Here is a 24,861-nt window from a genome sequence, read left to right on the forward strand (position 1 = left end):
TTCCGGAAAGAGTGAATGGTGTTATCGAATGGTTGCCTCAGCCGACAGGCTGGTCAGGAAACGTTCGACGGCCTGGCGTGAACTCAGCCGCAGGTAATGCCGATGAGCCGGAGCGTTGCGCATTTCCTCGCCGTAACGCTGCCGGTAGGTGGCATGCCGGGTCCAGGCCCAGACCAGGATCGATTGCTCGGGCTTGAGGCTGAACAGGTTGGTCCAGCGCTCGCGGTTGCCGTTCCATAGTACCTGGCGGCTGAGCAGCCGCCGCAAGGTACGCCACAGCACCTGGCGCATCACGGCTGGGCGCGGTAAATCCAGCCAGATCACCAGGTCCGCGCGCTCCAGTACCAGAGGGCGGGCGGAGGAGTAGTTGCCTTCCACGACCCAGCCGTCACCCTGCAGGGCGTCGGCTACGGCGCGCTGGAACTGTTCCGTGGGCAGCGGCTGCCAGCCGGGCTGGTGGAACAAGCCATCCAACTCGACATGGCGGTAGCCCAGACGCTGCGCCAGGCGGCGCGATAGCGTGGTCTTGCCCGCGCCCGAGCAGCCGACCACCGAAATACGCCGGCCGGGTATCCAGGCCTCCATCAGCGTGAGGCGAGCAGGGCCCTGCCGTGCTCAACGGCCAGACGTACCTGGCGAGGCGCGGTGCCGCCGACGTGGTCGCGGGCGTTCACCGAGCCTTCCAGGGTCAACACGGCGAACACGTCCTGTTCGATCTGATCGCTGAACCGGCGCAGCTCTTCGAGGCTCATCTCGGCCAGATCCTTGCCACTGTCGACACCGTATTTCACGGCATGGCCGACGATTTCGTGGCAGTCACGGAACGGCAGGCCCTTGCGCACCAGGTAGTCGGCCAGGTCGGTGGCGGTGGAGAAACCACGCAGGGCCGCTTCGCGCATGATGGCGTGCTTGGGCTTGATCGCCGGGATCATGTCGGCGAAGGCGCGCAGCGAATCGCGCAGGGTGTCGGCGGCGTCGAACAGCGGTTCCTTGTCTTCCTGATTGTCCTTGTTGTAGGCCAGCGGCTGGCCTTTCATCAGGGTCAACAGGCCGGTCAGGGCGCCGAACACGCGGCCGGTCTTGCCACGTACCAGCTCGGGAACGTCCGGGTTCTTCTTCTGCGGCATGATCGAGGAACCGGTGCAGAAACGATCCGGCAGATCGATGAACTGGAATTGCGCGCTGGTCCACAGCACCAGCTCTTCGGAAAAGCGCGACAGGTGCATCATCGCCACGGACGCGGCCGCGCAGAATTCGATGGCGAAGTCACGATCCGACACGCCGTCCAGCGAGTTGCCGCCCACGGCGTCGAAGCCGAGCAGTTCGGCGGTTACTTCACGCTGGATCGGGTAGGTGGTGCCCGCCAGTGCGGCGCTGCCCAGGGGCATGCGGTTGGTGCGCCTGCGGCAATCGACCAGGCGCTCGTGATCGCGGCTGAGCATTTCGAACCAGGCCAGCAGGTGGTGGCCGAAGGTCACGGGCTGAGCGGTCTGCAAGTGGGTGAAGCCCGGCATGATGGTCTCGGCTTCACGCTCGGCCTGCTCCAGCAGGCCCTGCTGCAGGCGGGTGATTTCGGCGAGGATCAGGTCGATCTCGTCACGCAGCCACAGGCGGATATCGGTGGCCACCTGGTCGTTGCGCGAGCGGCCGGTGTGCAGCTTCTTGCCGGTCACGCCGATACGGTCGGTGAGGCGCGCCTCGATGTTCATGTGCACGTCTTCCAGGTCGACGCGCCAGTCGAAGTTGCCTGCTTCGATCTCGCTCTGGATCTGGGCCAGGCCGTCGATGATCGCATCGCGCTCGGCATCGCTCAGCACGCCCGCCTTGGCGAGCATGCTGGCGTGGGCGATGGAACCCATGATGTCGTGGCGATACAGGCGCTTGTCGAATTCCACCGAGGCGGTGAAACGGGCGACGAAGGCGTCGACGGGCTCGCTGAAGCGGCCGCCCCAGGACTGATTGGTTTTCTCGTTGCTCATGGGTTTGACTCGGCTGTATGCAGGTGCGCAAGCGCCGCAAAGGTGCGGCACGACGGAAATTGGCATCGATGATACCAGACACTTCGCTCCACGCAGCGGCTCGGGATACTGTTGCCTGAATCACATTTTCATCAGGCGTGACGCAGTGGCGTGAGCTATTTCACCAGCTTGCGATGGCCGCGCTTGCCGGCTTGCCGGCGTGCGCGGAAACTGCGGCGATGAACACCCATCGCACCACCTCGCCCCCTGCTGCGCCCGATGATTTCTTCGTGCCGGAACTGTGCCAGCCCGAGGCGCTGCTCAGCACCGTGCTGCTCGCCGAATTGCTGGTGCTCGTGCTGGTATTGGCCGAGCCGATGCTGCCCGGTTTCGACTGGGTTCGCCTGGCGCTGACCTCGCTGTTCGTGCAGTGGATCGTGCTGCTCTCCTCGGCATTGCTGTGCCGCTTGCGCCCGCTGCTCGCGCGGCTGCGGGCGATGTGGGCCGGAGCGGCGTGTTGTGTCCTGGTGGTCGGCCTGACGCTGGGCTGTACGGCAGTCGCCGATTATTACGACCTCGGTGGGCCGCTACTCCACGAGGGCGAGGTGAACCTGTACCTTCGCCACGCGCTGATCAGCCTGATCATGTCGGCGTTGCTGTTGCGCTATTTCTATCTGCAGAGCCAATGGCGACGCCAGGAGCAGGCCGAGCTACGCGCGCGTATCGAGTCGTTGCAGGCGAGGATTCGCCCGCATTTCCTGTTCAACAGTTTGAACAGCATCGCCAGCCTGGTTGTCACAGACTCTGTCAGGGCGGAACAGGCTGTGTTGGATCTTTCCGATCTGTTTCGGGCAAGTCTGGCCAGGCCGGGCACCCTCGTAAGCTGGAGCGAGGAGCTGGAACTGGCGCAGCGGTACCTATCGATCGAGCAGTATCGGCTCGGTGAACGACTACAGTTGCAGTGGGAGGTTGATGATGTCCCCGCTGATTTACCCATTCCTCAGCTGACCCTGCAGCCGCTGCTGGAGAATGCCTTGATCTACGGTATCCAGCCACGTATCGAAGGGGGTCTGGTGCAGATATCAGCCAATTACATCGATGGTGTATTCCATCTCAGCGTCAGTAATCCATACGAGGACGGCGGCAAGCCTCTGGCGTCGCGCGGAACCCATCAGGCGCTGGCCAACATCGACGCGCGTCTTGCGGCACTTTTCGGTGCGCAGGCCAGTCTCAGCGTGGAGCGTCGTGATGGTCTTCACTACACCCGTCTTCGCTATCCATGTGCAAGACTCACGCAGGAAGCCAGATCATTATGAATGTCTTGATCGTCGATGACGAACCCCTTGCCCGAGAGCGTTTGAGCCGTATGGTTGCCGCTTTGCCGGGTTATCGTGTTGTCGAGCCGTCTGCGGGCAATGGTGAAGAGGCACTGGCTCTGGTCGAGAGTCTAAAGCCCGACGTTGTACTGCTCGATATCCGCATGCCCGGTCTCGACGGCCTGCAGGCTGCCGCCCGTCTGTGCGAGCGCGAAGCGCCCCCAGCGGTGATCTTCTGCACCGCCCATGATGAATTCGCCGTGGAGGCCTTTCAGGTCAGTGCGGTGGGCTATCTGGTCAAACCGGTTCGCCCCGAGCACCTCGAGGAAGCGTTGAAGAAGGCCGAGCGCCTCAACCGCGTGCAACTCGCTGCGCTGACTCGCCCGGCGGCGGAAAGTGGCGTTGGCCCACGTAGTCACATCAGCGCCCGTACTCGCAAGGGCATCGAACTGATTCCGCTGGATCAGGTGATCTACTTCATCGCTGATCATAAGTACGTGACCTTGCGTCATGAGGGTGGCGAGGTGTTGCTGGATGAACCGCTCAAGGCACTGGAAGACGAGTTCGGTGATCGCTTCGTGCGCATCCACCGTAACGCGCTGGTATCACGTGAGCGCATCGAGCGCCTGCAACGTACGCCGCTGGGGCACTTCCAACTCTACCTCAAGGGGCTCAATGGTGATGCGCTGGTGGTCAGCCGCCGCCATGTCGCGGGCGTTCGCAAGATGATGAACCAGCTCTGAGCGCTCCGCTCCAGTCCATGGACTGCCGACAAAAAGCACGCGACTGGCCGTGATTGCAGGCTACTGCCATGCGGGCCAGCAGCTCGCATCCCATGGATGCCTGTTATCATCGCTGGCAATTGGTTCTCTGGAATTGTCCCATGCCTCGCGAAATCCGCATCGCCACCCGCAAGAGTGCCCTGGCCCTGTGGCAGGCCGAACACGTCAAGGCACGTCTCGAACAGGCTCATCCAGGGCTGGCGGTGAGCCTGGTGCCGATGGTCAGCCGGGGTGACAAACTGCTCGATGCACCCCTCGCGAAGATTGGTGGCAAGGGCTTGTTCGTCAAGGAGCTGGAGACCGCACTGCTGGAAAACCAAGCCGACATCGCCGTGCATTCGATGAAGGATGTGCCGATGGACTTCCCTGATGGGCTGGGCCTGTACTGTATCTGCGAGCGTGAGGATCCGCGCGATGCCTTCGTCTCCAACCATTTCGAGAGCCTCGATGCGCTGCCTGCCGGGAGCGTGGTCGGCACCTCGAGCCTGCGTCGCCAGGCGCAACTGCTGGCGCGTCGACCCGACCTGAAAATCCAGTTCCTGCGTGGCAATGTTAATACCCGCCTGGCCAAGCTGGATGCTGGCGAGTACGACGCCATCATCCTCGCGGCTGCCGGCCTGATCCGCCTCGGCTTCGAAGCACGCATCCGCGACTCGATAGGCGTCGAGCACAGTCTGCCTGCTGGCGGTCAGGGTGCGGTCGGAATCGAATGCCGGATCGACGATGCCGAGCTGCAGGTTCTACTGGCGCCGCTCAACCATGCCGAGACCGCACTGCGGGTCAGCGCCGAGCGGGCCATGAACAAGCGTCTCAACGGCGGCTGCCAGGTACCGATCGCCTGCTATGCGATTCTCGAAGGCGAGCAACTGTGGCTGCGAGGCCTGGTCGGCGAGCCCGATGGCGGCCGATTACTGCGTGCCGAACAGCGTGGCGCCGCGGCGCATGCCGAGCGCCTGGGCATCGAGGTGGCCGAAGCCTTGCTGGCCCAGGGGGCGGGCACGATACTGCAAGCCATCTATGCCGAGGGCGCAGCCGAGTGATGGGTTGGCGCCTGCTGCTGACGCGCCCGGAGCAGGACTGTCAGGCGCTGGCAACGGTGCTCGCTGGCGAGGGTGTGCATACCGCGTGCCTGCCCTTGCTGGACATCCAGCCTCTGCCAGAAACCCCGCAGCACAGTGCAACCATCTGCGACCTGAATCGCTACACCGCCGTCATCGTGGTGAGCAAGCCGGCTGCCCGCTTCGGTCTCGGCCTGCTCGACCGCTATTGGCCGCAGCCACTGGCCGCCCAGCCCTGGTTCAGCGTGGGGGCGGGCACCGGGCAGCTCCTCGCGGACTACGGGCTACGGGTCACCTGGCCCGACCGCGGGGATGACAGCGAGGCCCTGCTGGCCTTGCCCGAACTGCAGGCCGTACTGCAGGATGCGCTGTTTCCGCGGGTGTTGATCATCCGGGGCGAGGAGGGCCGCACTCTGCTTGCGGATCGCTTGCGGGAACAGGGCGTTGAGGTCGACTACCTGGCTGTCTATCGCCGGCTGCTGCCGGAGTACCCCGACGGCACCCTGCAGAGGCTATTACAGGTGGAACGCTTGAATGGGCTGGTGGTCAGCAGTGGGCAGGGCCTGATGCATCTGCACCATCTGGCGGCCGCTGACTGGCCACCGGTGGCGCGACTACCCTTATTCGTACCCAGTCCGCGAGTCGCCGTGATGGCCAGCGAGCTGGGTGCACGGAGTGTTGTGGATTGCCGTGGTGCCGATACCGCGGCGTTGTTGGCGGCCTTGCATGCGCAGGCCACGCCCGACTTGTGAATCGAAGGATGGATACGTGAGCGAAGCGACTACCCCGAAAGAGCAGGAGCAGCCTGTGCAACCCGCCCTCGAATCTTCCCCGCCTGCACGCCAGGCCAGGCCTGCTTCACCGGGTTCCGCACTGGCGGCCGTGGCCTTGCTGGTCGGTGTCATCGGTATCGCTGTCGGGGGCTGGAGTGTCTGGCAACTGCGCGCGTTGCAAACCGGAACCCAGCAGCATGCCGGTCAGCTCGAGGAGGCGCGCAGCCAGACCCAGGCGCTTTCGCAGCGTACCAACAGCTTGAGTGAACGTTTCGAGCAACTGCCGACGGTGCAGGAGCTTGAAGAGCGTCGCCGTCTGGTCGCCCGCTTGCAAGGCGACCAGCAATTGCTCAACCAGCGTCTGGAAACCGTGCTCGGTGCCAGCCGCCAGGACTGGCGCCTTGCCGAGGCCGAACACCTGCTGCGCCTGGCCAGCCTGCGCTTGTCGGCGTTGCAGGATACCAACAGTGCCACGGCGCTGGTGCAGGCGGCCGACGAGATTCTCAGGGATCAGGATGATCCGGCCGCATTCGCCGCCCGTGAGCAGTTGGCCAGGAGCCTGGAGGCGCTGCGTTCGACCGAGAACCCTGATCGCACCGGATTGTTCCTGCAACTTGGCGCCCTGCGTGAGCAGGCGTCGCAGTTGAACTCGCTGAATCCCAAGTTCGTGGCCGACGGCGGCGTACTGGGTGAGCTGGCTGCAGACAGCCAGCCAGGCACCTGGTGGACGCAGGGCTTGCAGACGCTGTCGCAGTACTTCCGTCTCGATTTCAATGCCGACCAGAACATCCGCCCGCTGCTCGCCGGCCAAAGCCTGACCCAGGTACGCCTGGCGCTGAGTCTTGCGCTCGAGCAGGCGCAATGGGCGGCGCTGCATGGCGAGACCCAGGTCTATCGTCAGGCGCTGCAGCAGGCTGGGGAGGTACTGGACGCCAACTTCAATCGTGACAATCCTGACAGCCGGGCCCTGCGCGCGCGGGTTGGCGAACTGGTCGACAAGCCCATCGAAGTCCAGGTGCCCGAGCTGACTCAGTCCCTCAACGCGGTGCAGGCCTACATCGAGCACAAGCAATCGGCACGTGAGCGGCTAAAGGACGCGCCGACCGATGAGGCAACCGGTAACCGGGAGGGGCGCCCATGAAGCGCGTTTACCTGCTGCTGTTCACCCTGCTGGTGATCGGCGGCCTGGCGCTGCTTGGCCTGGCCATCTCCGAACACCAGGGTTATGTGCTGTTCGCCTACCAGGGCTTTCGCTATGAGTCGACCTTGTGGGCATTCGTGCTGCTGGTCGTTGCCGTGTGGCTGGCGCTCTGGCTGCTGCGCCTGGTCATTCGGGCACTGTTGACTTCACTCGGGTTGGTCAACCCGTGGTCGCGCCTGCACCGTGAGCGCCGTGTACGCAGCGCTTCGGAACATGGCTTCCAGGAATTGATCGAGGGCCGCTGGGCCAAGGCCCAGACGCATCTGAGTCGAATTGCCCGCAACGAGCCCCGGCCGTTGATTCACTACCTGGGCGCCGCCCGCGCCGCCAACAATCTCGAGCACTATGAGGAAAGCGATGCGCTGCTGGCCGAGGCGCTGGAGCGCCAGCCGAATGCCGAGCTGGCCATCGCCCTGACCCATGCCGAACTGCAACTGGCGCGTGGGCAAGTGGATACCGCTCAGGAAACCCTGTTGGTGATGCAGGAGCGTCATCCGCGCAACCCGCAGGTGCTGCGCCAATTGCAGGATCTGTACGTTATACGGGGTGACTGGCAGGCGCTGTTCAAACTGCTGCCGGTGCTGCGCAAGGAGAAGGCGCTGGCTCCTGCCGAGCTGATGGCGCTGGAGCGACGGGCCTGGCGCGAGTACCTGACCGCCATAGACTTGAGCGCTGCCGATGAAAGCGTACTGCCTTCTCTGGCCCAGGCGTGGGAACGACTGTCGCCCAACCTACGCGCAGAGCCCGAGCTGCTTGCGGTGTATGCCGATCGTCTGCGTATGCTGGGGGCCGAGCCGGGTGCCGAGGAGTTGCTCAACAAGGCACTGAACCGCGAATACGACAGTCGCCTGGCGCGTTTGTACGGCCTGCTGCATGGTCGCGATCCGGCCCGCCAGTTGCAGGCTGCCGAGGGCTGGCTGAAACAGCATCCCGAGGATGCGGGACTACGGTTGACCCTGGGCCGTCTGAGCCTGCATAACCAGCTGTGGGGAAAGGCCCGAGACTACTTCGAGAGCAGCCTGACCTTCGAGCGCCATCCGGAAACCTGCGCGGAGCTGGCACGGCTGCTTGCCCAGTTGGGGGAAGTGGAGCGCAGTAACAGCTTGTTTCAGGAAGGCCTCGGTCTGCTCGACCGTCGCTTGAGCGGGCAGGTGGCGAGTGGTGCCGCTGCCACGGTCGTGCAGCCGCATGCTCTGGGGCCTGAGCGCTGATCCGTGCCCAGGTGCGTCGCTCCTGCCTCGCGGCGGCTGGTACTGCGGGTCGTGGGCATGTACCCGGCCACGTGCGATAAGCCGAAATCAGTGTTCGGACTGCAATGCGAATCATGCTAGTGTCCGGATTCGGCTGTGCGTTCAGGTATCGGTGCATGACGCTTGGGTCGTCTTCCGCCGTGTGAGCAGGGCTCGCACCGGAGCGGCCGCAGGTGAATGCCGCCAACAGGGCGATCAGCCAGCTTCCCATCCGAGGCGGTTGCCTGTTTCCCGAACCATAGCCGTTGCCCGGATGCCTACAGGAAACACCTTAAGGGAGGGAGATCATCATGCTCGAAAGTTGCCAGAATGCACAGGAACGCTGGGGCGGCGTGCACCTGCTGATCGATCGCTGGTTGCAGGAGCGCGCTGAGCTGATCAAGGCCTATGCCGCCATCGACGATGTCAGTGACAAGTCCATGAGGCAGCAGTTCTGCGAGATTCTCGTCGACTACGTTTCCGCCGGGCATTTCGAGGTCTACCAGCAGCTTACCGAAGAGGCTCGTGCATTCGGTGACCAGCGCGGTCTCGAGTTGGCCAAGCAGATATACCCGCGTCTTGAGGTGATCACCGAGGCTGCCCTGGCTTTCAATGACCGCTGCGATACCGGTGATTGCGCTGATGTCCAGGCCGTCGGTGCCGAGCTCAAATGTCTTGGTCAGATGCTTCATGAGCGTTTCGAGCTGGAAGATTGCCTGATCGAAGTGCTGCACACCGCCCACAAGCAGCAGGCCACTGCCGCTGCGGTATGACGTTGCACGCCGTGCAATCGCGGCGTTTCCGTCTCCTGTCTTTGTGCACTCGCTCTCATACGCATGGGCTTGCAAAGCGCCGCTAGCGGGCGCAAATTCACAGGTCTAGTATGGCTTCATCTCATCCGCCAGGAGGCGCGTCATGTCGGCCACGAAAAACGTGAAAAAGAAATCGGTCACCACTCCCTTGCACCTGCTTCAGCAGCTCTCCGGCAGTTTGCTCGAGCACCTCGAAAGTGCCTGCTCGCAAGCCTTGGTAGATGCTGAAAAAGTACTCGCCAAGCTGGAAAAACAGCGCGGTGCCGCGCAGGAAAAACTGCACAAGGCTCGCGGCAAATTGCAGGCCTCGGTTGAGGCAGGCAAAGCCAAGGCACAATCCAAGGCCAAGTCGGCCGTCGACGAGTTGGAAGGCGCCCTGGATGCGTTGCAGGCTCGCCAGGGCGAGACCCGCCAATACATCGTTCAGCTAAAACGCGATGCTCAGGAAAGCCTGAAACTGGCTCAGGGTGTCGGCAAGGTTCGTGAAGCTGCCAGCAAGGTTCTGTCCTCTCGCAGCAAAGCGCCGGCCAAAGCTGCCGCTGCGAAGCCTGCTGCCGCCAAGCCAGCGGGCAAAGCTGCCGCGAAGCCTGCTGCTGCCAAACCAGCCACCAAAGCCGCCGCCAAGCCAGCTGCTGCCAAGCCGGCTGCAAAAGTCGCTGCAAAACCTGCTGTAGCCAAGCCAACTGCCAAAGCTGTCGCGAAGCCAGCCGCTGCCAAGCCAGCCGCCAAAGCCGCCGCGAAGCCTGCTGCCGCCAAACCAGCCGCTAGCACTGCCGCGAAGCCAGCCGCCGCCAAACCAGCCGTTAGCACTGCCGCGAAGCCAGTCGCCGCCAAGGCCGCTGCAAAACCTGCTGTAACCAAGCCAGCCGCCAAAGCCGCCGCGAAGCCTACTGCTGCCAAACCAGCCGCTAGCACCGCCGCCAAGCCTGCCGCTGACAAGCTGGCTGCCAAAGCCGCGGTAAAACCTGTTGTAGCCAAGCCAGCCGCCAAAGCCGCTGCAAAACCAGTCGCCAAGCCAGTACCTGCCGCGTCCAAACCAGCTACCAAGGCACCAGCGAAACCCGCAGCAGCCAAACCTGCGCCCAAGCCAGTCGTAGCGGACAAACCGGCTGCGGTCGCCCCGGCCGCAGGTAAACCGGTCAGCGAGTCGAACCCGGCTCCCGCGCCGGCAGCGAGCAATAGCAATGGTGTGACCCCGCCTAGCGCCAGCTGATTCAGCTGCCTCGAAAGCCCGTGAGCGCTCCCTGGCGGAGCGTTCGCGGGCCGTCTCCCACGAGCGAGTGGCTCGTATCTATTGCATTGCTGCGTTCCCGCCTCCTGCTGTCTCGACAGCGCGCTGCCGTGCCTCCCGGTTGTACCTGGTGGTGGTGTCCATTCCTTGCTTCGTCGGCGCCGCCGCATGGATGCAGGCGCCGACCCAGGTGTGCACATCCGAAGGTGCCTGATCTTGTCTCTTTGCTGGAAAACTGCCGCGGATCGGCTACCCAGCGGAACAGCGTGCCAAGAAGCGGGTCAATGAGGGAGTCGGGTTGGCCAACGGCCAGCCGACGGAGTCAGAAGCAGAGTGTCCTTCGTGAAGAACGGGGTCTTCGTGAGTATCGAAAGATCGAGCGGGCCTCGGATCCTAGCGTGGCAGGCGCCCCAACCGGCTCGGCGTCCCGCTCGACAGGCTACCCAGCCCTGTCTGCTACGCTGGATGAGCTGAGCGCGTTGCTCGAGCACGTCGCGCTTACCCAATAAGGAGAGCAGGATGGCTGTCAAAAAGAAATCCGAGAAACAGACCGGCTCGTGGATCGGCGAGGTTGAAAAGTACTCGCGGCAGATCTGGTTGGCGGGCTTGGGCGCGTATTCCAAGGTCAGCAAGGACGGCACCAAGCTGTTCGACACGCTGGTCAAGGATGGCGAGAGAGCCGAAAAGGCCGCCAAGAGCGACGCGGGCGAGCACGCCGATGCAGCGAAGCGTTCGACCGGTAGTGCCAGATCCCGTGTCGATGAGGTCAAGGACAGGGCAATCGGCAAGTGGGGCGAGCTCGAAGAGGCTTTCGACAAGCGCCTCAACAGCGCCATCTCGCGCCTGGGCGTGCCGAGTCGTAGTGAGGTCAAGTCACTCAACGACAAGGTCGAGTTGCTGACCAAGCAACTGGAGGCATTGACCGGCCTGCCCGCAAAGGCAGCTGCCAAGTCTGCTGCCGCGAAGCCGCCTAGCAAGCCTGTCACTACCAAGACTGCCTCCGCTGCCAAGCCTGCGGCTGCGAGCAATGCTGCCAGTAAGCCAGCGACGAAAGCGGCGGTGAAGCCTGGCGCCAAAGTTGCAGCGGGCAAAGCAGCGGCGGCGAAGAAGGCTTCTGCTGGCAAAGCGGTAGCCGCCAAGCCTGCGGCTGCCAGCAAGAGCCCCGCCAAACCTGCAGCCAAGCCGGCAGTGAAGGCTGCGCCCAAACCAGCTGCCAAGCCGGTACGCAAGCCTGCAGCGAAGAAGCCAGCCGCGGCCAAGCCGGCAGCGCCGGTGAGCACGCCAGCGCCAACTGCCTCGCCGGCAACCGCTACGACGCCAGCCTCGGGCAATCAGTCCTGAGATTGCGCGCGGTAACGAAAGCGCCCGGCCTTGTGCCGGGCGTTTTCATTTCAGTTGGGAAATAGCTGCACCAAGCCGTCAGGGATGGCTGCGGGTCAGAGCATCAGACGCACGACCGACTCATCCGGATCGCGGGACTTGCCTGCTGCTGCGAGTTCCGCGAGATAGTCACGCCAGAGCTCGTCCTGGCGCAGCGCCAGTTGATGGAGGTAGTCCCAGCTGAACAGGCCACTGTCGTGGCCGTCGTCGAAGGTCAGTTTGAGGGCGTAATTGCCGGCAGGCTCGATGCCGATCAGCGCGACATTCAGCTTGCCCGTCTGCAGAATCGGCTTGCCGTGGCCCTGCACCTCGGCCGATGGCGAATGCACGCGCAGGAACTCCGCAGGCAACCTGTAGCTGTCGTTGCCGTATTGCAGTTCCAGCGTGCGCGACGCCTTGTGCAGCTTGATCGAGGTGGGGATACGCATGCGGACTCCAAGCCACAGGCTGCAAGCTGTACGCTGGAGTCAAAAAGCAGGTCGCTCTTGGCTCGATGTTCGTGGCTTGCAGCTTGCCGCTGCTCTCAGAGGATATAGCGTGACAGGTCTTCGTCCTGCGCCAGTTCGCCAAGGTGGCTGTTGACGTAGGCCGCGTCGATGCGGATGACCTCGCCATTCTGTTGGCCAGCCAGGTCGCCGGCACTGAAGGATACCTCCTCCAGCAGGCGTTCCAGCAGGGTGTGCAGGCGGCGGGCGCCGATGTTCTCGGTTTTCTCGTTCACCTGCCAGGCGATCTCGGCCAGGCGCTTGATGCCGTCTTCGGCGAACTCCACGCCCAGGCCTTCGGTCTGCAGCAGTGCCACATACTGCTCGGTGAGCGACGCGTGAGGCTCACTGAGGATGCGCTCGAAGTCTTCCGGCGACAGTGCCTTGAGTTCGACACGGATCGGCAGACGCCCCTGCAGCTCCGGCACCAGGTCGCTCGGCTTGCTGAGGTGAAAAGCCCCGGATGCGATGAACAGTATGTGGTCAGTCTTGACCATGCCCAGCTTGGTATTGACGGTGCAGCCCTCGATCAGCGGCAGCAGGTCACGCTGCACGCCCTCGCGGGAAACGTCGGCGCCACCGGCATTGGCACGCTTGGCCACCTTGTCGATCTCGTCGATGAACACGATGCCGTGCTGCTCGACCGCCTCCAGGGCCTTGGCCTTGAGTTCTTCCTCGTTGACCAGGCGTCCGGCCTCTTCTTCGCGCACCAGTTTCAGCGCGTCCTTGACCTTGAGCTTGCGGCTCTTTTTCTTGCCCTTGCCCATGGTAGAGAACAGGTTCTGCAACTGGCTGGTCATTTCCTCCATGCCGGGCGGCGTCATGATTTCGATGCCGGCAGGGCTGTCGGCCACTTCGATCTCGATTTCCTTGTCGTCCAACTGGCCTTCGCGCAGGCGCTTGCGGAACAGTTGACGGGTGTTGGAGTCCCCCGACGCCGCTTCCTCGGCAAAGCCGTTGCGCGCTGGCGGCAACAGGGCATCGAGGATGCGGTCTTCGGCCGCGTCTTCGGCGCGATGACGCACGCGTACGATCTCCTGCTCGCGCAGCATCTTCACCGCCGCATCGGCCAGGTCACGGATGATCGACTCGACGTCACGGCCGACGTAGCCGACCTCGGTGAACTTGGTCGCTTCCACTTTCAGGAACGGGGCATTGGCCAGCTTGGCCAGGCGCCGGGCGATCTCGGTCTTGCCGACGCCGGTCGGGCCGATCATCAGGATGTTCTTGGGCGTCACTTCGGCACGCAGTTCCAGCGGTAGCTGCATGCGCCGCCAGCGGTTACGCAGGGCGATGGCCACGGCGCGCTTGGCGTCGTCCTGGCCGATGATGTGGCGGTTGAGTTCGTGGACGATCTCGCGGGGTGTCATGGACATGAGCGGGCTCCGATCAGGACTGGCCTAGATGGCCGAGTCCAGCTCCTCGATGGTCAGATTCTGATTGGTGAAGACGCAGATGGAGCCGGCAATCTTCAGCGCGGTTTCGGCGATCTCGCGGGCGTCGAGTTCTTCGCCGCCTTTCTGCAGCAACGCGAGCGCCGCAGCCTGGGCGAAGCCACCGCCAGAGCCCATGGCGATCAGGCCATGCTCGGGTTCTACCACGTCGCCGTTACCGGTGATGATCAGCGAGGCGTCCTTGTTGGCCACGGCCAGCATGGCTTCCAGGCGGCTCAGGGACCGGTCGGTACGCCAGTCCTTGGCCAGCTCCACGGCGGCGCGGACGAGGTGGCCCTGATGCCTTTCGAGCTGCGACTCGAAACGCTCGAACAATGTGAAGGCATCGGCAGTGGCACCGGCGAAACCGGCGATGACCTGGCCGTGGTACAGGCGACGGACTTTCTTCGCGTTGCCTTTCATCACGGTATTGCCGAGGGATACCTGGCCGTCGCCACCCATGACGACTTTGCCGTGGCGGCGGACTGAAACGATGGTGGTCAAGGGCATGCTCCTTCGGCAGCTCCGGGGTTGACCTCATATATGGGGGTGGCTTTTGCGTGCTTCAAGCCAGATGGTGCGAACGGTAGGAAAACGAACTGCCCGATGGCAGGCTTTGGATGCCGCGTTATCTGTTCGAGGCGGGTTTCGCTTCGTGACCGGTGACCGTGTCAAGGCGGGAGCGGATCTTCGATCTATTGTGGGAGCGGGCCGCGCCCGCGATTTCGCGCGCATGGCGCGCTCCCACAAAAGCCGATCACAGGCCGCTCTTGGCTTATTACGCCTGTTAACGCTGTTTTAGCGGGTCTGGCGCTGTTGCAGCAGGAGATTGCTGAACCCGTTGGCGGCCAGCGCCTTTTGCGACTGGGCCAACTGGTCGCGGTTGGCGAACGGGCCGACCAGTACGCGGTGCCAGGTTTCGTCGCGCACGGTGCCGGACTCGACGCGCACGTTCTGACCGAGCAGGGTGATCTGCGCACGCACACCCTCGGCGTCGTCCTTGCGGCGGAACGAGCCGGCCTGCAGGAAGAATTGGGTGGTCAGTGGCGCCTGCGCGGCAGGCGCCGCTGTTGCCACGGGCGGCGCTGGCGGTGGAGTTTCGCCGTTGAGCGCGGCCTGTGCGCGGGCCGCGTCGATCTTCGCCGCTTCTTCCGGGGTTACCGGCGGCGGGGTCGGCGTGGTGGGCGGTGGTACGGCGTCCGGCGGCACGATGACTTCCGATTCCGGCAGCAGGGTGTAGAAATCGTATTTGGGCTTGCCCGGTTCCTGGCTGGTCGCCGACGGCGTCGCCTTGGGTGTGATGCCGGCGCGCTCAGGCTGCGGTTTTTCGCGCTTGATCGCGTCGCTACCCGGCTGCAGGTTGAACAGCAGCATGGCGAACACGCCAACCACCAGCCCGCAGGCCAGCCAGATCCAGCCCGGTACCGGGCGTTTGCTCGGGGCCTTGTAACGGCTGGCGCCGCGTTTTGGTGCGGGCTTCTTGCGGGCTGCCACTTACATGCGCTCCAGGGTTTCCAGGCCGAGCAGTTGCAGGCCTTGCTTGAGGGTGCGGCCGGTCAGCGCGGCAAGGCGCAGACGGCTCTGGCGGATGGTTTCGTTTTCGGCGCCGAGCACCGGGCAATGCTCGTAGAAACTGGAGAACAGCCCGGCAACGTCGTACAGGTAGCTACACAATAAGTGCGGCGTGCCCTTGTCCGCGACGCTACCCAGCACTTCGCCGAGCTGCGCCAGCTTGCCGGCCAGTTCGATTTCCTGGGGCGACTGAAGTTCGATGCGACCGTCGAGCTGCTCGGCGTTCTTGCCCAGTTTGCGGAAGATGCTTGCCGTACGGGTATAAGCGTAAAGCAGATAGGGAGCCGTATTGCCCTCGAAGCTGAGCATCAGCTCGAAGTTGAAGCTGTAGTCGCTGGTACGGTGCTTGGACAGGTCGGCGTACTTCACCGAGGCAATGCCCACGACACGGCCAATTTCACGCAGTTCGGCTTCGTCGAACGGCGTCTCACCCTTTGCCGCGCGCTGGTCGTTGCGTTCCTTGACGAGCTCGTAAGCACGTACCTCAGCTTCGTCGAGCAGGTCGATAAGCTTCACCGTGCCGCCATCGCGGGTCTTGAACGGGCGGCCATCGGCGCCGTTCATGGTGCCGAAGCCCATGTGTTCGAGTTGCATGCCCTCATGCACGAAGCCGGCGCGGCGGGCGACTTCGAAAGCCATCTGGAAGTGCAGGGCCTGGCGCTGGTCGACGAAGTACAGGGCACGGTCGGCCTTGAGCTGCTGACTGCGGTAGCGCATCGCGGCCAGGTCGGTGGTCGAGTACAGGTAGCCGCCACCGGCCTTCTGCACGATCACCGGCAGCGGGTTGCCTTCGGCGTTCTTGTAATCGTCGAGGAAGACGCACTGGGCGCCATTGTCCTCGGTCAACAGGCCTTTCTCGCGCAGGGCTTCGATCACCCCTGGCAGCTCCGCGTTGTAGGCGCTTTCGCCCTTGACGTCAGCCGGCGTCAGTTTGACGTTCAGGCGGTCGTAGGCCTTCTGGCAATGGCTCAGGGAAATACTGTTGAAACGGTGCCACAGGCGCATGCATTCATGCTCGCCGGCTTGCAGCTGGACGACCAGGGCACGAGCCCGCTCGGCGAACTCGGTGGATTCGTCGAAGCGCTTCTTGGCGGCGCGGTAGAAACCTTCCAGATCGGCCAGCTCGCTTTCCGCAGCGGCCGGGTTCTCTTCCATGAAGGCCAGCAGCATGCCGAACTGGGTGCCCCAGTCACCCACATGGTTCTGGCGGATCACCTCGTCGCCGAGAAACTCCAGCACCCGCGCCACGGCGTCGCCGATGATTGTCGAGCGCAGGTGCCCAACGTGCATTTCCTTGGCCAGGTTGGGCGAGGACAGGTCGACGACCACGCGCTCGGCCGGGCCGGCCTTGCGCACGCCAAGGCGAGCGTCGACCAGGGCGGCTTCCAGGCGCTCGGCCAGAGAGTCGCTGTTCTGGAAGAAGTTGAGAAAGCCCGGGCCGGCGATTTCGACCTTGCTGACCTGCGAATCGGCAGGTAGGGCATCGATCAGCTTCTGGGCCAGGTCCCGGGGCTTCATCGCCGCAGGCTTGGCCAGCATCATGGCGATGTTGCTGGCGAAGTCGCCGTGGGTCTTGTCGCGGGTGTTCTCCACCTGGATCGTCGGGCTCAGGCCTTCTGGCAGAACGCCTTCGGCGGTCAGGCGGGTCAGGGCTTGCTGGATCAGGTGGCGAATACTGTCTTTCATGGTCTGCTCATTCGGCCGCGAGATGCGGCGCCGCTCGAAAGCGTGGGTGGAAAACTGGGCATTATAAAAGCAGCGGCAAGCTGCAAGCCACCAGCCTCCAATAAAAGCATGCCACGTTTGCACCACTGGGCTGGCTGTCCGGTGTTTGCCGCTCAAAAAAGATCGATCGGATCGACATCCAGCGACCAGCGCACGGCACGCCCGCTGGGGAGGCCTTCCAATACCAGCAGCCAGTGGGCGAGCAGCTTGTGCAGGGGCGCGCGGGCGTTGCCTTGCAGCAGCAGCTGGGCACGGTAGCGACCCGCGCGGCGCTCCATGGGAGCGGGCACCGGGCCAAGCAACTCGATACCGCTCAGGCCGAGCTCGCCCAGCCATCGCTCGGCTTCGTTGCAGGCCTCGTCGAGAAAGTCTTCGGCCTGGCCGGGCTTGTGCGCTTCGGCGCGCAGCAGGGCGAGGTGACAGAACGGTGGCAGGCCGGCGGCGCGGCGCTCGCTGAGGGCCTGGTCGGCGAAGGCGAAGTAGCCCTGCTCGGTCAGTTGCACCAGCAGGGGATGGTCGGCCAGGTGGCTCTGGATGATCACCTTGCCCGGCTCCTCCGCGCGCCCGGCACGCCCAGCCACCTGGACGATCAGTTGTGCCATGCGCTCGCTGGCGCGAAAGTCGGCGGAGAACAGGCCGCCATCGGCATCGAGGATGGCCACCAGGGTCACCCGCGGGAAGTGGTGCCCCTTGGCGAGCATCTGGGTGCCGACCAGGATGCACGGCTCGCCACGCTGGACGGTGTTGAACAGGGTGGTCATCGCTTCCTTGCGCGAGGTGCTGTCGCGATCGACCCGCAGCACCGGCACCTCGGGAAACAGGATTTCCAGCCGCTCTTCGGCCCGCTCGGTACCTGCACCGACCGGGCGCAGGTCGACGTTGTTGCAGCTCGGGCAGTTGCTCGGCTGGCGTTCGGCATGGCCGCAGTGGTGGCAGCGCAATTCACGGCTGCGCTGGTGCACGGTCATGCGCGCGTCGCAGCGTGGGCATTGCGACAGCCAGCCGCATTCGTGGCACAGCAGGGTCGGCGCGAAACCGCGTCGATTGAGAAACACCAGCACCTGCTGGCCGGCCGCCAGGGTCTGGGCGATGGCCTGCTGCAGTGGTGGGGACATGCCGGCGTCGAGTGGGCGGCTCTTGATGTCCAGGCGCAGGAAGCGTGGCGGATGGGCGCCACCGGCGCGCTGATTCATGCGCAGCAGTGCGTAGCGGCCGCTGTGGGCGTTGTGCAGGCTTTCCAGCGAGGGCGTGGCCGAGCCGAGCACGATCGGTACGTTTTCCTGGTGGGCACGTACCACGGCCAGGTCGCGGGCGTGGTAGCGCAGGCCCTCCTGCTGTTTATAGGACGAGTCATGTTCTTCGTCGATGATGATCAGGCCTGGCCGCTTCATCGGCGTGAACAGCGCAGAGCGCGTGCCGATGATGATGTCGGCCTCGCCATCGCGGGCGGCCAGCCAGGCGTCCAGGCGCTCGCGGTCGTTGACCGCCGAGTGCAGCAGGGCGATGCGCGCGTTGAAGCGGCGCTCGAAGCGCGCCAGGGTCTGCGGACCGAGGTTGATTTCCGGAATCAGTACCAGTGCCTGCTTGCCAGCCTCCAGTGTCTCGCGGATCAGTTGCAGGTAGACCTCGGTCTTGCCGCTGCCCGTCACGCCGGCAAGCAGAAAGGCATTGAAACTGTCGAAGCCAGCGCGCACTGCCTCGGCTGCCGCGCGCTGCTCGGCGTTGAGTGGCAGTTCCGGCTGAGCCAGCCAGTTGGCATGCCGCTCCGGGCTGCTCAGGCGGCGAACCTCGACGCGTACCAGGCCCTTTTCCTGCAGCAGCTGCAGGCTGTCACGGTTGATCTGCAACTGGCCTAGCAACTGATGGGCGACGCCATGTGGGTGTTGGGCGATGGTCTTCAGCGCGTCGCGTTGGCGGGGCGCCCGGGCCAGCCGCGGGTCATCCAGGCGGGCGTCCTTGGCGATCAGCCAGAAGCGCTCCTGGCGCGCTTCGGCCGGCTCGCCCTGACGCAGCAGTACCGGCAATGCCCAACTGAGCGTGTCACCCAGGCTGTGCTGATAATACTGCGCCGTCCATTGGCACAGGCGTAGCAGTGCCGGCGGCATGGGCGCCTGCAGGTCAAGCAGTTGCAGGGCGGGCTTGAGCTTGTCGGCAGGTACCTCGCTATGCTCGCTGAGCTCGATCAGCACGCCGATCATCTCGCGGCGCCCGAACGGTACGCGCAGCCGCGCGCCAGGGCGCAGGTCGCGGGCCGATACGCCGGGCGGGGCGAGGTAGTCGAACAGGCGTCGCAGCGGCGAGGGCAGGGCGAGTCGCAGGATGGCGTCGGGCACGCGTAGGCTCCAGGCAGGCGAGGCGCGATATTAGCAGGCCGCTGAAAAACTACCTACGTTGCCATCACCGCGTTACGTCAGACTCGACAAGCCGTTTGCAGCGCGAAGGGCGAGCGGAGCGAGTGGTGCTTACTTTACAGCCTGTGCTGCGCTTTTCGCCTGTTCCTGCGGGTCGCCAGCGCCATACGCTGACCGCCACGCAGAGGTTTTCGATGGCCTGCGCCTTTGGCGACGGCCGGCGGATTCTGCAGCTTGCATCACGGGTGCGCTCTGGTATGATCCGCGGCCAACCTACGTGCGGTACCTGACATCCAGTCGGGTGGCGGCACAAGACCCGAGGAAAGAATCATGAAAGCCGATATCCATCCGGAATACGTTGCCATCGACGCCACCTGCAGCTGCGGCAACGTCATCAAGACTCGCTCCACCCTGGCCAAGCCGCTGAGCCTGGACGTGTGCTCCGAGTGCCACCCGTTCTACACCGGCAAGCAGAAAGTGCTGGACGCAGGCGGCCGTATCGACCGCTTCAAGCAGCGTTTCGGTGTGTTCGGCGCCAAGTAAGCGCCCGGACAGCGAAGAAAGCCCCGATGGCTGTTTTCGCACTATTGAAGAAGGCGTCCCTTGTGGGCGCCTTCTTCGTTTCTGCCGTTTGCCTGCCGGCCCAGGCGTTCTGCCCGGCGCCGGGCAAGCTGGCGCAGGTCAAGGTGCAGCGGGTGGTGGATGGCGACACCCTGCGCCTGGTGGATGGTCGCAGTATTCGCCTGATCGGTATCAATGCCCCGGAGCTGGCGCGCAAGGGGCGGGCTGCGGAGCCGCTTGCCGAAGCCGCCCGGGATCGCCTGAGCCAGCTGGTCGCCGCCAATGACGGCCGTGTGGGGGTGAAGGCGGGCGAGCAGAAAAAGGATCGTTACGGGCGCACCCTGGCTCATCTGTATGACCGTCGTGGCACCAACCTGGAGGCGCAGATGCTGGCCGAGGGTTTCGGCCAGATGGTGGCCGTTACGCCGAATGCCGCGCTGGTGGCCTGTCACCGCGAGGCCGAGCGTCAGGCGCGGCGTGCGCATGCCGGGCTCTGGGCGCAGCTGCGGCCCTTGCCGGCGCGGGCTGTGCGCAACCCCGGTTTCGTCCTGCTCGAAGGGCAGGTGCAGCGGGTCGAGCGCAATCGGGGTGGAGTGTGGATCGAGCTGGGTCACTCGGTGGTGCTGCGCATCGCGCCACAGGTATCGGGCAGCTTCGATGCTGCGCTGTTGGGTGGCTTGCAGGGCAAGCGAATCGAGGCGCGTGGCTGGATGATCGACCGTTCCCGGCGCGGCGGCCTCAAGGTTGGCCAGGCGCGCTGGATGCTGCCCCTGACCCACGGCGCCATGCTCGAGGTGTTGCGCTGAGGCCTGGCCTGGCGCTGTTCATCGAGCTTCCCTGACGACGATGACGGGAGCGTCTGCGTCGGCCGGCAAGCTGCATGGTGGCCGCGGGCCGTGGCCCTGCCAGTGCTTCAAAACGGATCGCCGAGACACGTTTGCAGGCTGACTGCATGGTCTTGTGCAGGCCCCTGCAACTTGCGTATCCTCGGCCGCCTGCCAGTCCAATAGCCCTAAAAAGCGGAAATGCCACCATGTCTGATCTGAAAACTGCCGCTCTCGACTACCATGAGAAACCCCGTCCGGGTAAATTGAGTGTCGAGCTCACCAAGCCTACCGCCACTGCCCGTGATCTCTCTCTGGCTTACAGCCCGGGCGTCGCCGAGCCGGTGCGCGAGATCGCTCGCGATCCGGAGCTCGCCTACCGCTACACCGGTAAAGGCAACCTGGTAGCAGTCATTTCCGACGGCACCGCGATCCTCGGCCTGGGCGATCTGGGGCCGCTGGCATCCAAGCCGGTCATGGAAGGCAAGGGCGTGCTGTTCAAGCGCTTTGCCGGTGTCGATGTGTTCGACATCGAGGTCGATGCCGAGAGCCCGCAGGCCTTCATCGATACCGTGAAGCGCATCTCCATCACCTTCGGTGGCATCAACCTGGAAGACATCAAGGCACCCGAGTGCTTCGAGATCGAGCGCGCCCTGATCGAGCAGTGCGATATCCCGGTTTTCCACGATGACCAGCACGGTACCGCGATCGTCACCGCGGCCGGCATGCTCAACGCCCTGGAGATCGCTGGCAAGACCCTGCCGGAAGCCAAGATCGTTTGCCTGGGGGCCGGCGCGGCAGCCATCTCTTGCATGAAGCTGCTGGTGAGCATGGGTGCCAAGGTCGAGAACATCTTCATGATCGACCGCAAGGGTGTGATCCACGCCGGCCGTGATGACCTCAACCAGTACAAGGCGGTGTTCGCCACCGAGACCTCCAAGCGTACCCTGGATGACGCGCTGACTGGCGCCGACGTGTTCGTCGGCCTGTCCGGTCCGGATCTGCTGAGTGCCGAAGGTCTCAGGCTGATGGCACCCAATCCGATCGTGTTCGCCTGCTCCAACCCTGATCCGGAGATCAAGCCGGAGCTGGCGCATGCCACCCGTGACGACGTGATCATGGCCACTGGTCGCTCCGATTACCCGAACCAGGTCAACAACGTACTGGGCTTCCCGTTCATCTTCCGTGGCGCCCTGGACGTTCGCGCCACCCGTATCAACGAAGAGATGAAGATCGCTGCAGCCAACGCATTGCGCGAACTGGCCAAGCTGCCGGTGCCGCAGGAAGTCTGCGATGCCTACGGCGGTATCGCTCTGCAGTTCGGTCGTGAGTACATCATTCCCAAGCCGATGGATGCGCGTCTGATCACCGTGGTGTGCGATGCAGTGGCCAAGGCGGCCATTGAAAGTGGTGTGGCGACGCTGCCCTATCCGAAGCACTATCCGCTGCAGTCGGTTGCCGATGTGTTCAACGGCTGAGTGATCGGCCGTTAGGCAATAAAAAACCCGCTTCGGCGGGTTTTTTATTGCCTAACGGCTTTCTATTCGAGGCGTGTGGCGTGGTGCCGCTTGCCGCGATTCAAAAGAGGTCGATCGGGGCGGCCTCGTCGGCCGGCAGCGGGCTGCCGGGGGCGCCCATGCCTGGGTCGAGTTCGTTCATGGGCGGCGGCGAGTCCTCGCTCTTGAACAGTTCGAAGTAGGCGTCTGGCGTTCCCGGTGCCGCAGCGCGACCGCTGTGAGGGTCGACACGCAGGGTGAGGATGCCCTCGGGCTCGGCTGGCGCGTGGGCGGGTTTGTCCTTGAGCGCGGCGCCCATGTAGTTCATCCAGATCGGCAGTGCCACGGTTCCACCGTATTCGTTGCGCCCCAGGCTTTCCGGCTGGTCGAAGCCCGCCCACACGGTGGTCACGAAATCAGCGTTGTAGCCGGAGAACCAGCTGTCCTTGGAATCGTTGGTGGTCCCGGTCTTGCCGGCCAGGTCGGTTCGGCCCAGGGCCATGGCGCGGCGCCCGGTACCGCGCTTGATCACGTCCTGCAGCATGCTGGTCATGATATAGGCGGTGCGCTCGTCAAGAATGCGCTCGGCCGCGGCCGGTTCGGGTGCCTCCGGCAATTGTTCGGGCTTGGCTTCTGCGGTGCTCATCACGCCCTCTTCATTGACCGGTGGCGGCACTGGCGGTTGTTCGGCATTCGGCACGCTTGGCGGATTGGCGATGAACAGCGGGTCGCCATGGCGATTGTCGATGCGCTGGATCAGGTATGGCTGAACCTTGTGCCCGCCGTTGGCGAACGTTGTCCAGCCGGTGGCGATTTCCATGGGGGTCAGGTTGGCGGTGCCCAGCGCCAGTGACAGATTGCGTGGCAGGTCCTGGCGGTTGAAGCCGAAACGCTCGATGTAGCGCAGCGTCCGTTCGATACCCATGGCTTGCAACAGGCGAATCGACACCAGGTTGCGCGACTTGTAGAGCGCCTCGCGCAGGCGGATGGGGCCTAGGAAGGTGTTGTTGTCGTTCTTCGGGCGCCAGACCTGATCCATGTAGTCGTCGACGAAGACGATCGGAGCATCGTTGACCAGGCTGGAGGCGGTGTAGCCACTGTCCAGTGCGGCGCTGTAGATGAATGGCTTGAAGCTGGAGCCTGGCTGGCGCTTGGCCTGTACGGCGCGGTTGTAGTTGCTCTGTTCGAAAGAGAAGCCGCCGACCAGGGCACGAATCGCACCATTGTGCGGGTCGAGGGAAACCAGGGCGCTCTGTGCGCTTGGCAGTTGCACGAAGCGCAGGCTTTCATCGTCCTGGCGCTGTACGCGAATCAGGTCGCCGACCTGCACCACGTCCGCTGGCTGCTGTGGCCTGGGGCCCAGGCTGTTGGTATTGAGGAAGGGGCGAGCCCATTTCATGCTGTCCCAGGACACGGCCTCTTCGGCGCCGCGGCGCGTCAGTACCAGAATGCCGCTTTTCTCGACCTGGGTGACGATGGCCGGTTCCAGACCGCCACGCAGGCCCTGCTTGCTCAGCTCGGCCTGCCAGGTTTCCCGGGTCATGCCGGGCAATCGGCTTTCCGGGCCGCGATAACCGTGGCGCTGGTCATAGTCGATCAAGCCGTCCCGCAGCGCCTTGTTGGCCATCAGTTGCAGGTCGCTGGGTACCGTGGTGGTGACGTTGAAACCCTGGGTATAAGCGTCGCTGCCATAGCGGCCGACCATCTCGGCACGCGCCATTTCGGCCACGTAGGGCGCCGGCACCTCGGGAGTGGGTACGTGGTAGCTGGCGTCCACCGGCTCGGCAAGGGCCGTTTCGTAGCGGGCCTGATCGATGCGGCCCAGGCGGTGCATGCGGCCGAGGATCCAGTCGCGGCGCTCCTTGGCGCGGGTCGGATTGGTCAGCGGATTGAAGGCCGAAGGTGCCTTGGGGAGACCGGCTATCGTCGCAAGCTGCGACAGGCTCAAGTCTCGAATGGACTTGCCGTAATAGACTTGTGCGGCGGCTTCGATACCGTAGGCGCGATGGCCCAGATAGATTTTGTTGACGTAGAGCTCGAGGATTTCATTCTTGCTCAACTCGCGCTCGATCTGCAGAGCCAGGAGGATCTCGGTGATCTTGCGCGAGAAACTTCGTTCGCTGGTGAGGAAGAAGTTCTTCGCCACCTGCATGGTGATGGTGCTGCCGCCCGATTGAATTTGACCGGTTTTCAATAATTGCGTGGCAGCGCGCATCAGGCTTGTAAGATCAACGCCATAATGGTTTGCGAAGTTGTCGTCCTCTGCGGCGAGCAGCGCACTGGTGAAGTCAGGCGGAATGTCGGCGAAGGCAATGGGGGAGCGGCGCATTTCCCCGAATTCCGCGATGAGCTTTCCATCGCTGCTGTAGACCCGAAGCGGGATCTGCAGCTCTATGCTGCGCAGGGCATCGACAGAGGGTAGAGTCGGGCTCAGGTAGAGGAAGGCACCGCTGAGGCTGAGTAGTAGCGCACAAAAAACAGCGATGACGGACCAACAGAAAAACTTCAGCAAACGCATCAAGATTTTTGGATTTCCAGATAAAAGAATGAGTTAAGCGGAAGACGAGGCGCAAGGGCAAAAAACTGATCACATTATAAGCGTTTTTTTTGCTGGGGAGCCATTTGCGCTTCTGTCAAGTCTGCTATTTAATGTGGAAAAATATAAATCGTCCGT

General features: G+C 63.8%; 21 protein-coding genes. 12 read left to right on the forward strand and 9 right to left on the reverse strand.

From position 1 onward, the window contains the following. Positions 1 to 21 precede the first annotated feature (21 nt). Positions 22 to 585: an AAA family ATPase gene (locus BLR94_RS09700; RefSeq protein WP_084304652.1), complete on the reverse strand. Its 564-nt coding sequence runs from the start codon at positions 583 to 585 to the stop codon at positions 22 to 24. After that, positions 585 to 1,979 (reverse strand): argininosuccinate lyase, encoded by a 1,395-nt coding sequence (gene argH, locus BLR94_RS09705; RefSeq protein WP_084304651.1) that lies wholly within the window; start codon positions 1,977 to 1,979, stop codon positions 585 to 587. The genes BLR94_RS09700 and argH overlap by 1 nt, the downstream gene beginning before the upstream one ends. A gap of 218 nt (positions 1,980 to 2,197) precedes the next feature. Here argH and BLR94_RS09710 point away from each other — a divergent pair, with 218 nt between their 5' ends. The 9 genes from BLR94_RS09710 (at position 2,198) to BLR94_RS09750 (ending at position 11,701) form a co-directional block, all read left to right on the forward strand. Further along, entirely contained in the window at positions 2,198 to 3,274 is a 1,077-nt protein-coding gene (locus BLR94_RS09710; protein ID WP_084304650.1) for a sensor histidine kinase, read from the forward strand. Then, entirely contained in the window at positions 3,271 to 4,017 is a 747-nt protein-coding gene (locus BLR94_RS09715; protein WP_084304649.1) for a LytR/AlgR family response regulator transcription factor, read from the forward strand. The genes BLR94_RS09710 and BLR94_RS09715 overlap by 4 nt, the downstream gene beginning before the upstream one ends. A gap of 140 nt (positions 4,018 to 4,157) precedes the next feature. Beyond that, positions 4,158 to 5,096: a hydroxymethylbilane synthase gene (hemC, locus tag BLR94_RS09720; protein ID WP_084304648.1), complete on the forward strand. Its 939-nt coding sequence runs from the start codon at positions 4,158 to 4,160 to the stop codon at positions 5,094 to 5,096. Continuing rightward, positions 5,093 to 5,866, forward strand: coding sequence for a uroporphyrinogen-III synthase (locus BLR94_RS09725; RefSeq protein WP_084304647.1), 774 nt, complete (start codon positions 5,093 to 5,095; stop codon positions 5,864 to 5,866). Before hemC ends, BLR94_RS09725 begins: the two co-directional genes overlap by 4 nt. A 16-nt stretch (positions 5,867 to 5,882) precedes the next feature. Continuing rightward, the gene (locus BLR94_RS09730) at positions 5,883 to 7,028 is read left to right on the forward strand and encodes a uroporphyrinogen-III C-methyltransferase (protein ID WP_084304646.1); all 1,146 of its coding nucleotides are present in this window, start codon (positions 5,883 to 5,885) and stop codon (positions 7,026 to 7,028) included. Then, positions 7,025 to 8,299 carry a heme biosynthesis HemY N-terminal domain-containing protein gene (locus BLR94_RS09735; RefSeq protein ID WP_084304645.1) on the forward strand — a complete coding sequence of 425 codons (1,275 nt, stop codon included), beginning with the start codon at positions 7,025 to 7,027 and terminating at the stop codon, positions 8,297 to 8,299. Before BLR94_RS09730 ends, BLR94_RS09735 begins: the two co-directional genes overlap by 4 nt. 329 nt (positions 8,300 to 8,628) lie before the next feature. Next, positions 8,629 to 9,090, forward strand: coding sequence for a sigma D regulator (gene rsd, locus BLR94_RS09740; RefSeq protein WP_084304644.1), 462 nt, complete (start codon positions 8,629 to 8,631; stop codon positions 9,088 to 9,090). A gap of 142 nt (positions 9,091 to 9,232) precedes the next feature. Continuing rightward, the gene (locus tag BLR94_RS09745; protein ID WP_084304643.1) at positions 9,233 to 10,342 is read left to right on the forward strand and encodes an AlgP family protein; all 1,110 of its coding nucleotides are present in this window, start codon (positions 9,233 to 9,235) and stop codon (positions 10,340 to 10,342) included. Positions 10,343 to 10,879: 537 nt separating this feature from the next. After that, positions 10,880 to 11,701, forward strand: coding sequence for a phasin family protein (locus tag BLR94_RS09750; RefSeq protein WP_084304642.1), 822 nt, complete (start codon positions 10,880 to 10,882; stop codon positions 11,699 to 11,701). A gap of 95 nt (positions 11,702 to 11,796) precedes the next feature. Here BLR94_RS09750 and BLR94_RS09755 read toward each other — a convergent pair whose 3' ends face one another. The 6 genes from BLR94_RS09755 to BLR94_RS09780 all read right to left on the reverse strand — a co-directional run bounded on the left by BLR94_RS09755 (position 11,797) and on the right by BLR94_RS09780 (position 19,288). Further along, on the reverse strand, positions 11,797 to 12,168 hold the full coding sequence (locus BLR94_RS09755; protein ID WP_084304641.1) for a gamma-butyrobetaine hydroxylase family protein: 372 nt from the start codon (positions 12,166 to 12,168) through the stop codon (positions 11,797 to 11,799). 95 nt (positions 12,169 to 12,263) lie between these two features. After that, positions 12,264 to 13,601, reverse strand: a complete 1,338-nt coding sequence (hslU, locus tag BLR94_RS09760; protein WP_084304640.1) for an ATP-dependent protease ATPase subunit HslU — start codon at positions 13,599 to 13,601, stop codon at positions 12,264 to 12,266. Between the two features lie 24 nt (positions 13,602 to 13,625). Beyond that, positions 13,626 to 14,162: an ATP-dependent protease subunit HslV gene (gene hslV / locus BLR94_RS09765; RefSeq protein ID WP_084304639.1), complete on the reverse strand. Its 537-nt coding sequence runs from the start codon at positions 14,160 to 14,162 to the stop codon at positions 13,626 to 13,628. 294 nt (positions 14,163 to 14,456) lie between these two features. Further along, the gene (locus tag BLR94_RS09770; protein ID WP_084304638.1) at positions 14,457 to 15,152 is read right to left on the reverse strand and encodes an SPOR domain-containing protein; all 696 of its coding nucleotides are present in this window, start codon (positions 15,150 to 15,152) and stop codon (positions 14,457 to 14,459) included. After that, positions 15,153 to 16,916 (reverse strand): arginine--tRNA ligase, encoded by a 1,764-nt coding sequence (gene argS / locus BLR94_RS09775; protein WP_084304637.1) that lies wholly within the window; start codon positions 16,914 to 16,916, stop codon positions 15,153 to 15,155. 152 nt (positions 16,917 to 17,068) lie between these two features. Further along, positions 17,069 to 19,288: a primosomal protein N' gene (locus BLR94_RS09780; RefSeq protein WP_084304636.1), complete on the reverse strand. Its 2,220-nt coding sequence runs from the start codon at positions 19,286 to 19,288 to the stop codon at positions 17,069 to 17,071. Positions 19,289 to 19,636: 348 nt separating this feature from the next. Between BLR94_RS09780 and rpmE the strand changes: the two genes are divergently transcribed. From rpmE to BLR94_RS09795, 3 genes are all read left to right on the forward strand, one after another. Beyond that, a complete protein-coding gene (gene rpmE, locus BLR94_RS09785; RefSeq protein WP_042552353.1) occupies positions 19,637 to 19,849 on the forward strand; it encodes a 50S ribosomal protein L31 in 213 nt (70 codons plus the stop codon). A gap of 26 nt (positions 19,850 to 19,875) precedes the next feature. Then, positions 19,876 to 20,673 (forward strand): thermonuclease family protein, encoded by a 798-nt coding sequence (locus BLR94_RS09790; protein ID WP_084304635.1) that lies wholly within the window; start codon positions 19,876 to 19,878, stop codon positions 20,671 to 20,673. Positions 20,674 to 20,900: 227 nt separating this feature from the next. Beyond that, positions 20,901 to 22,169, forward strand: a complete 1,269-nt coding sequence (locus tag BLR94_RS09795; RefSeq protein ID WP_084304634.1) for a malic enzyme-like NAD(P)-binding protein — start codon at positions 20,901 to 20,903, stop codon at positions 22,167 to 22,169. Positions 22,170 to 22,269: 100 nt separating this feature from the next. Here BLR94_RS09795 and BLR94_RS09800 read toward each other — a convergent pair whose 3' ends face one another. Next, positions 22,270 to 24,708, reverse strand: a complete 2,439-nt coding sequence (locus tag BLR94_RS09800) for a penicillin-binding protein 1A (RefSeq protein ID WP_084304633.1) — start codon at positions 24,706 to 24,708, stop codon at positions 22,270 to 22,272. Between the last annotated feature and the right edge of the window lie 153 nt (positions 24,709 to 24,861).

This window comes from Phytopseudomonas flavescens (assembly GCF_900100535.1).
Lineage (GTDB): Bacteria > Pseudomonadota > Gammaproteobacteria > Pseudomonadales > Pseudomonadaceae > Aquipseudomonas > Aquipseudomonas flavescens.

Coding starts and splice junctions, on each gene's coding strand:
- BLR94_RS09700 (WP_084304652.1), bottom strand. CDS start 585: ATGGAGGCCTGGATACCCGGCCGGCGTATTTCGGTGGTCGGCTGCTCG.
- argH (WP_084304651.1), bottom strand. CDS start 1,979: ATGAGCAACGAGAAAACCAATCAGTCCTGGGGCGGCCGCTTCAGCGAG.
- BLR94_RS09710 (WP_084304650.1), top strand. CDS start 2,198: ATGAACACCCATCGCACCACCTCGCCCCCTGCTGCGCCCGATGATTTC.
- BLR94_RS09715 (WP_084304649.1), top strand. CDS start 3,271: ATGAATGTCTTGATCGTCGATGACGAACCCCTTGCCCGAGAGCGTTTG.
- hemC (WP_084304648.1), top strand. CDS start 4,158: ATGCCTCGCGAAATCCGCATCGCCACCCGCAAGAGTGCCCTGGCCCTG.
- BLR94_RS09735 (WP_084304645.1), top strand. CDS start 7,025: ATGAAGCGCGTTTACCTGCTGCTGTTCACCCTGCTGGTGATCGGCGGC.
- rsd (WP_084304644.1), top strand. CDS start 8,629: ATGCTCGAAAGTTGCCAGAATGCACAGGAACGCTGGGGCGGCGTGCAC.
- BLR94_RS09745 (WP_084304643.1), top strand. CDS start 9,233: ATGTCGGCCACGAAAAACGTGAAAAAGAAATCGGTCACCACTCCCTTG.
- BLR94_RS09750 (WP_084304642.1), top strand. CDS start 10,880: ATGGCTGTCAAAAAGAAATCCGAGAAACAGACCGGCTCGTGGATCGGC.
- BLR94_RS09755 (WP_084304641.1), bottom strand. CDS start 12,168: ATGCGTATCCCCACCTCGATCAAGCTGCACAAGGCGTCGCGCACGCTG.
- hslU (WP_084304640.1), bottom strand. CDS start 13,601: ATGTCCATGACACCCCGCGAGATCGTCCACGAACTCAACCGCCACATC.
- argS (WP_084304637.1), bottom strand. CDS start 16,916: ATGAAAGACAGTATTCGCCACCTGATCCAGCAAGCCCTGACCCGCCTG.
- rpmE (WP_042552353.1), top strand. CDS start 19,637: ATGAAAGCCGATATCCATCCGGAATACGTTGCCATCGACGCCACCTGC.
- BLR94_RS09790 (WP_084304635.1), top strand. CDS start 19,876: ATGGCTGTTTTCGCACTATTGAAGAAGGCGTCCCTTGTGGGCGCCTTC.
- BLR94_RS09795 (WP_084304634.1), top strand. CDS start 20,901: ATGTCTGATCTGAAAACTGCCGCTCTCGACTACCATGAGAAACCCCGT.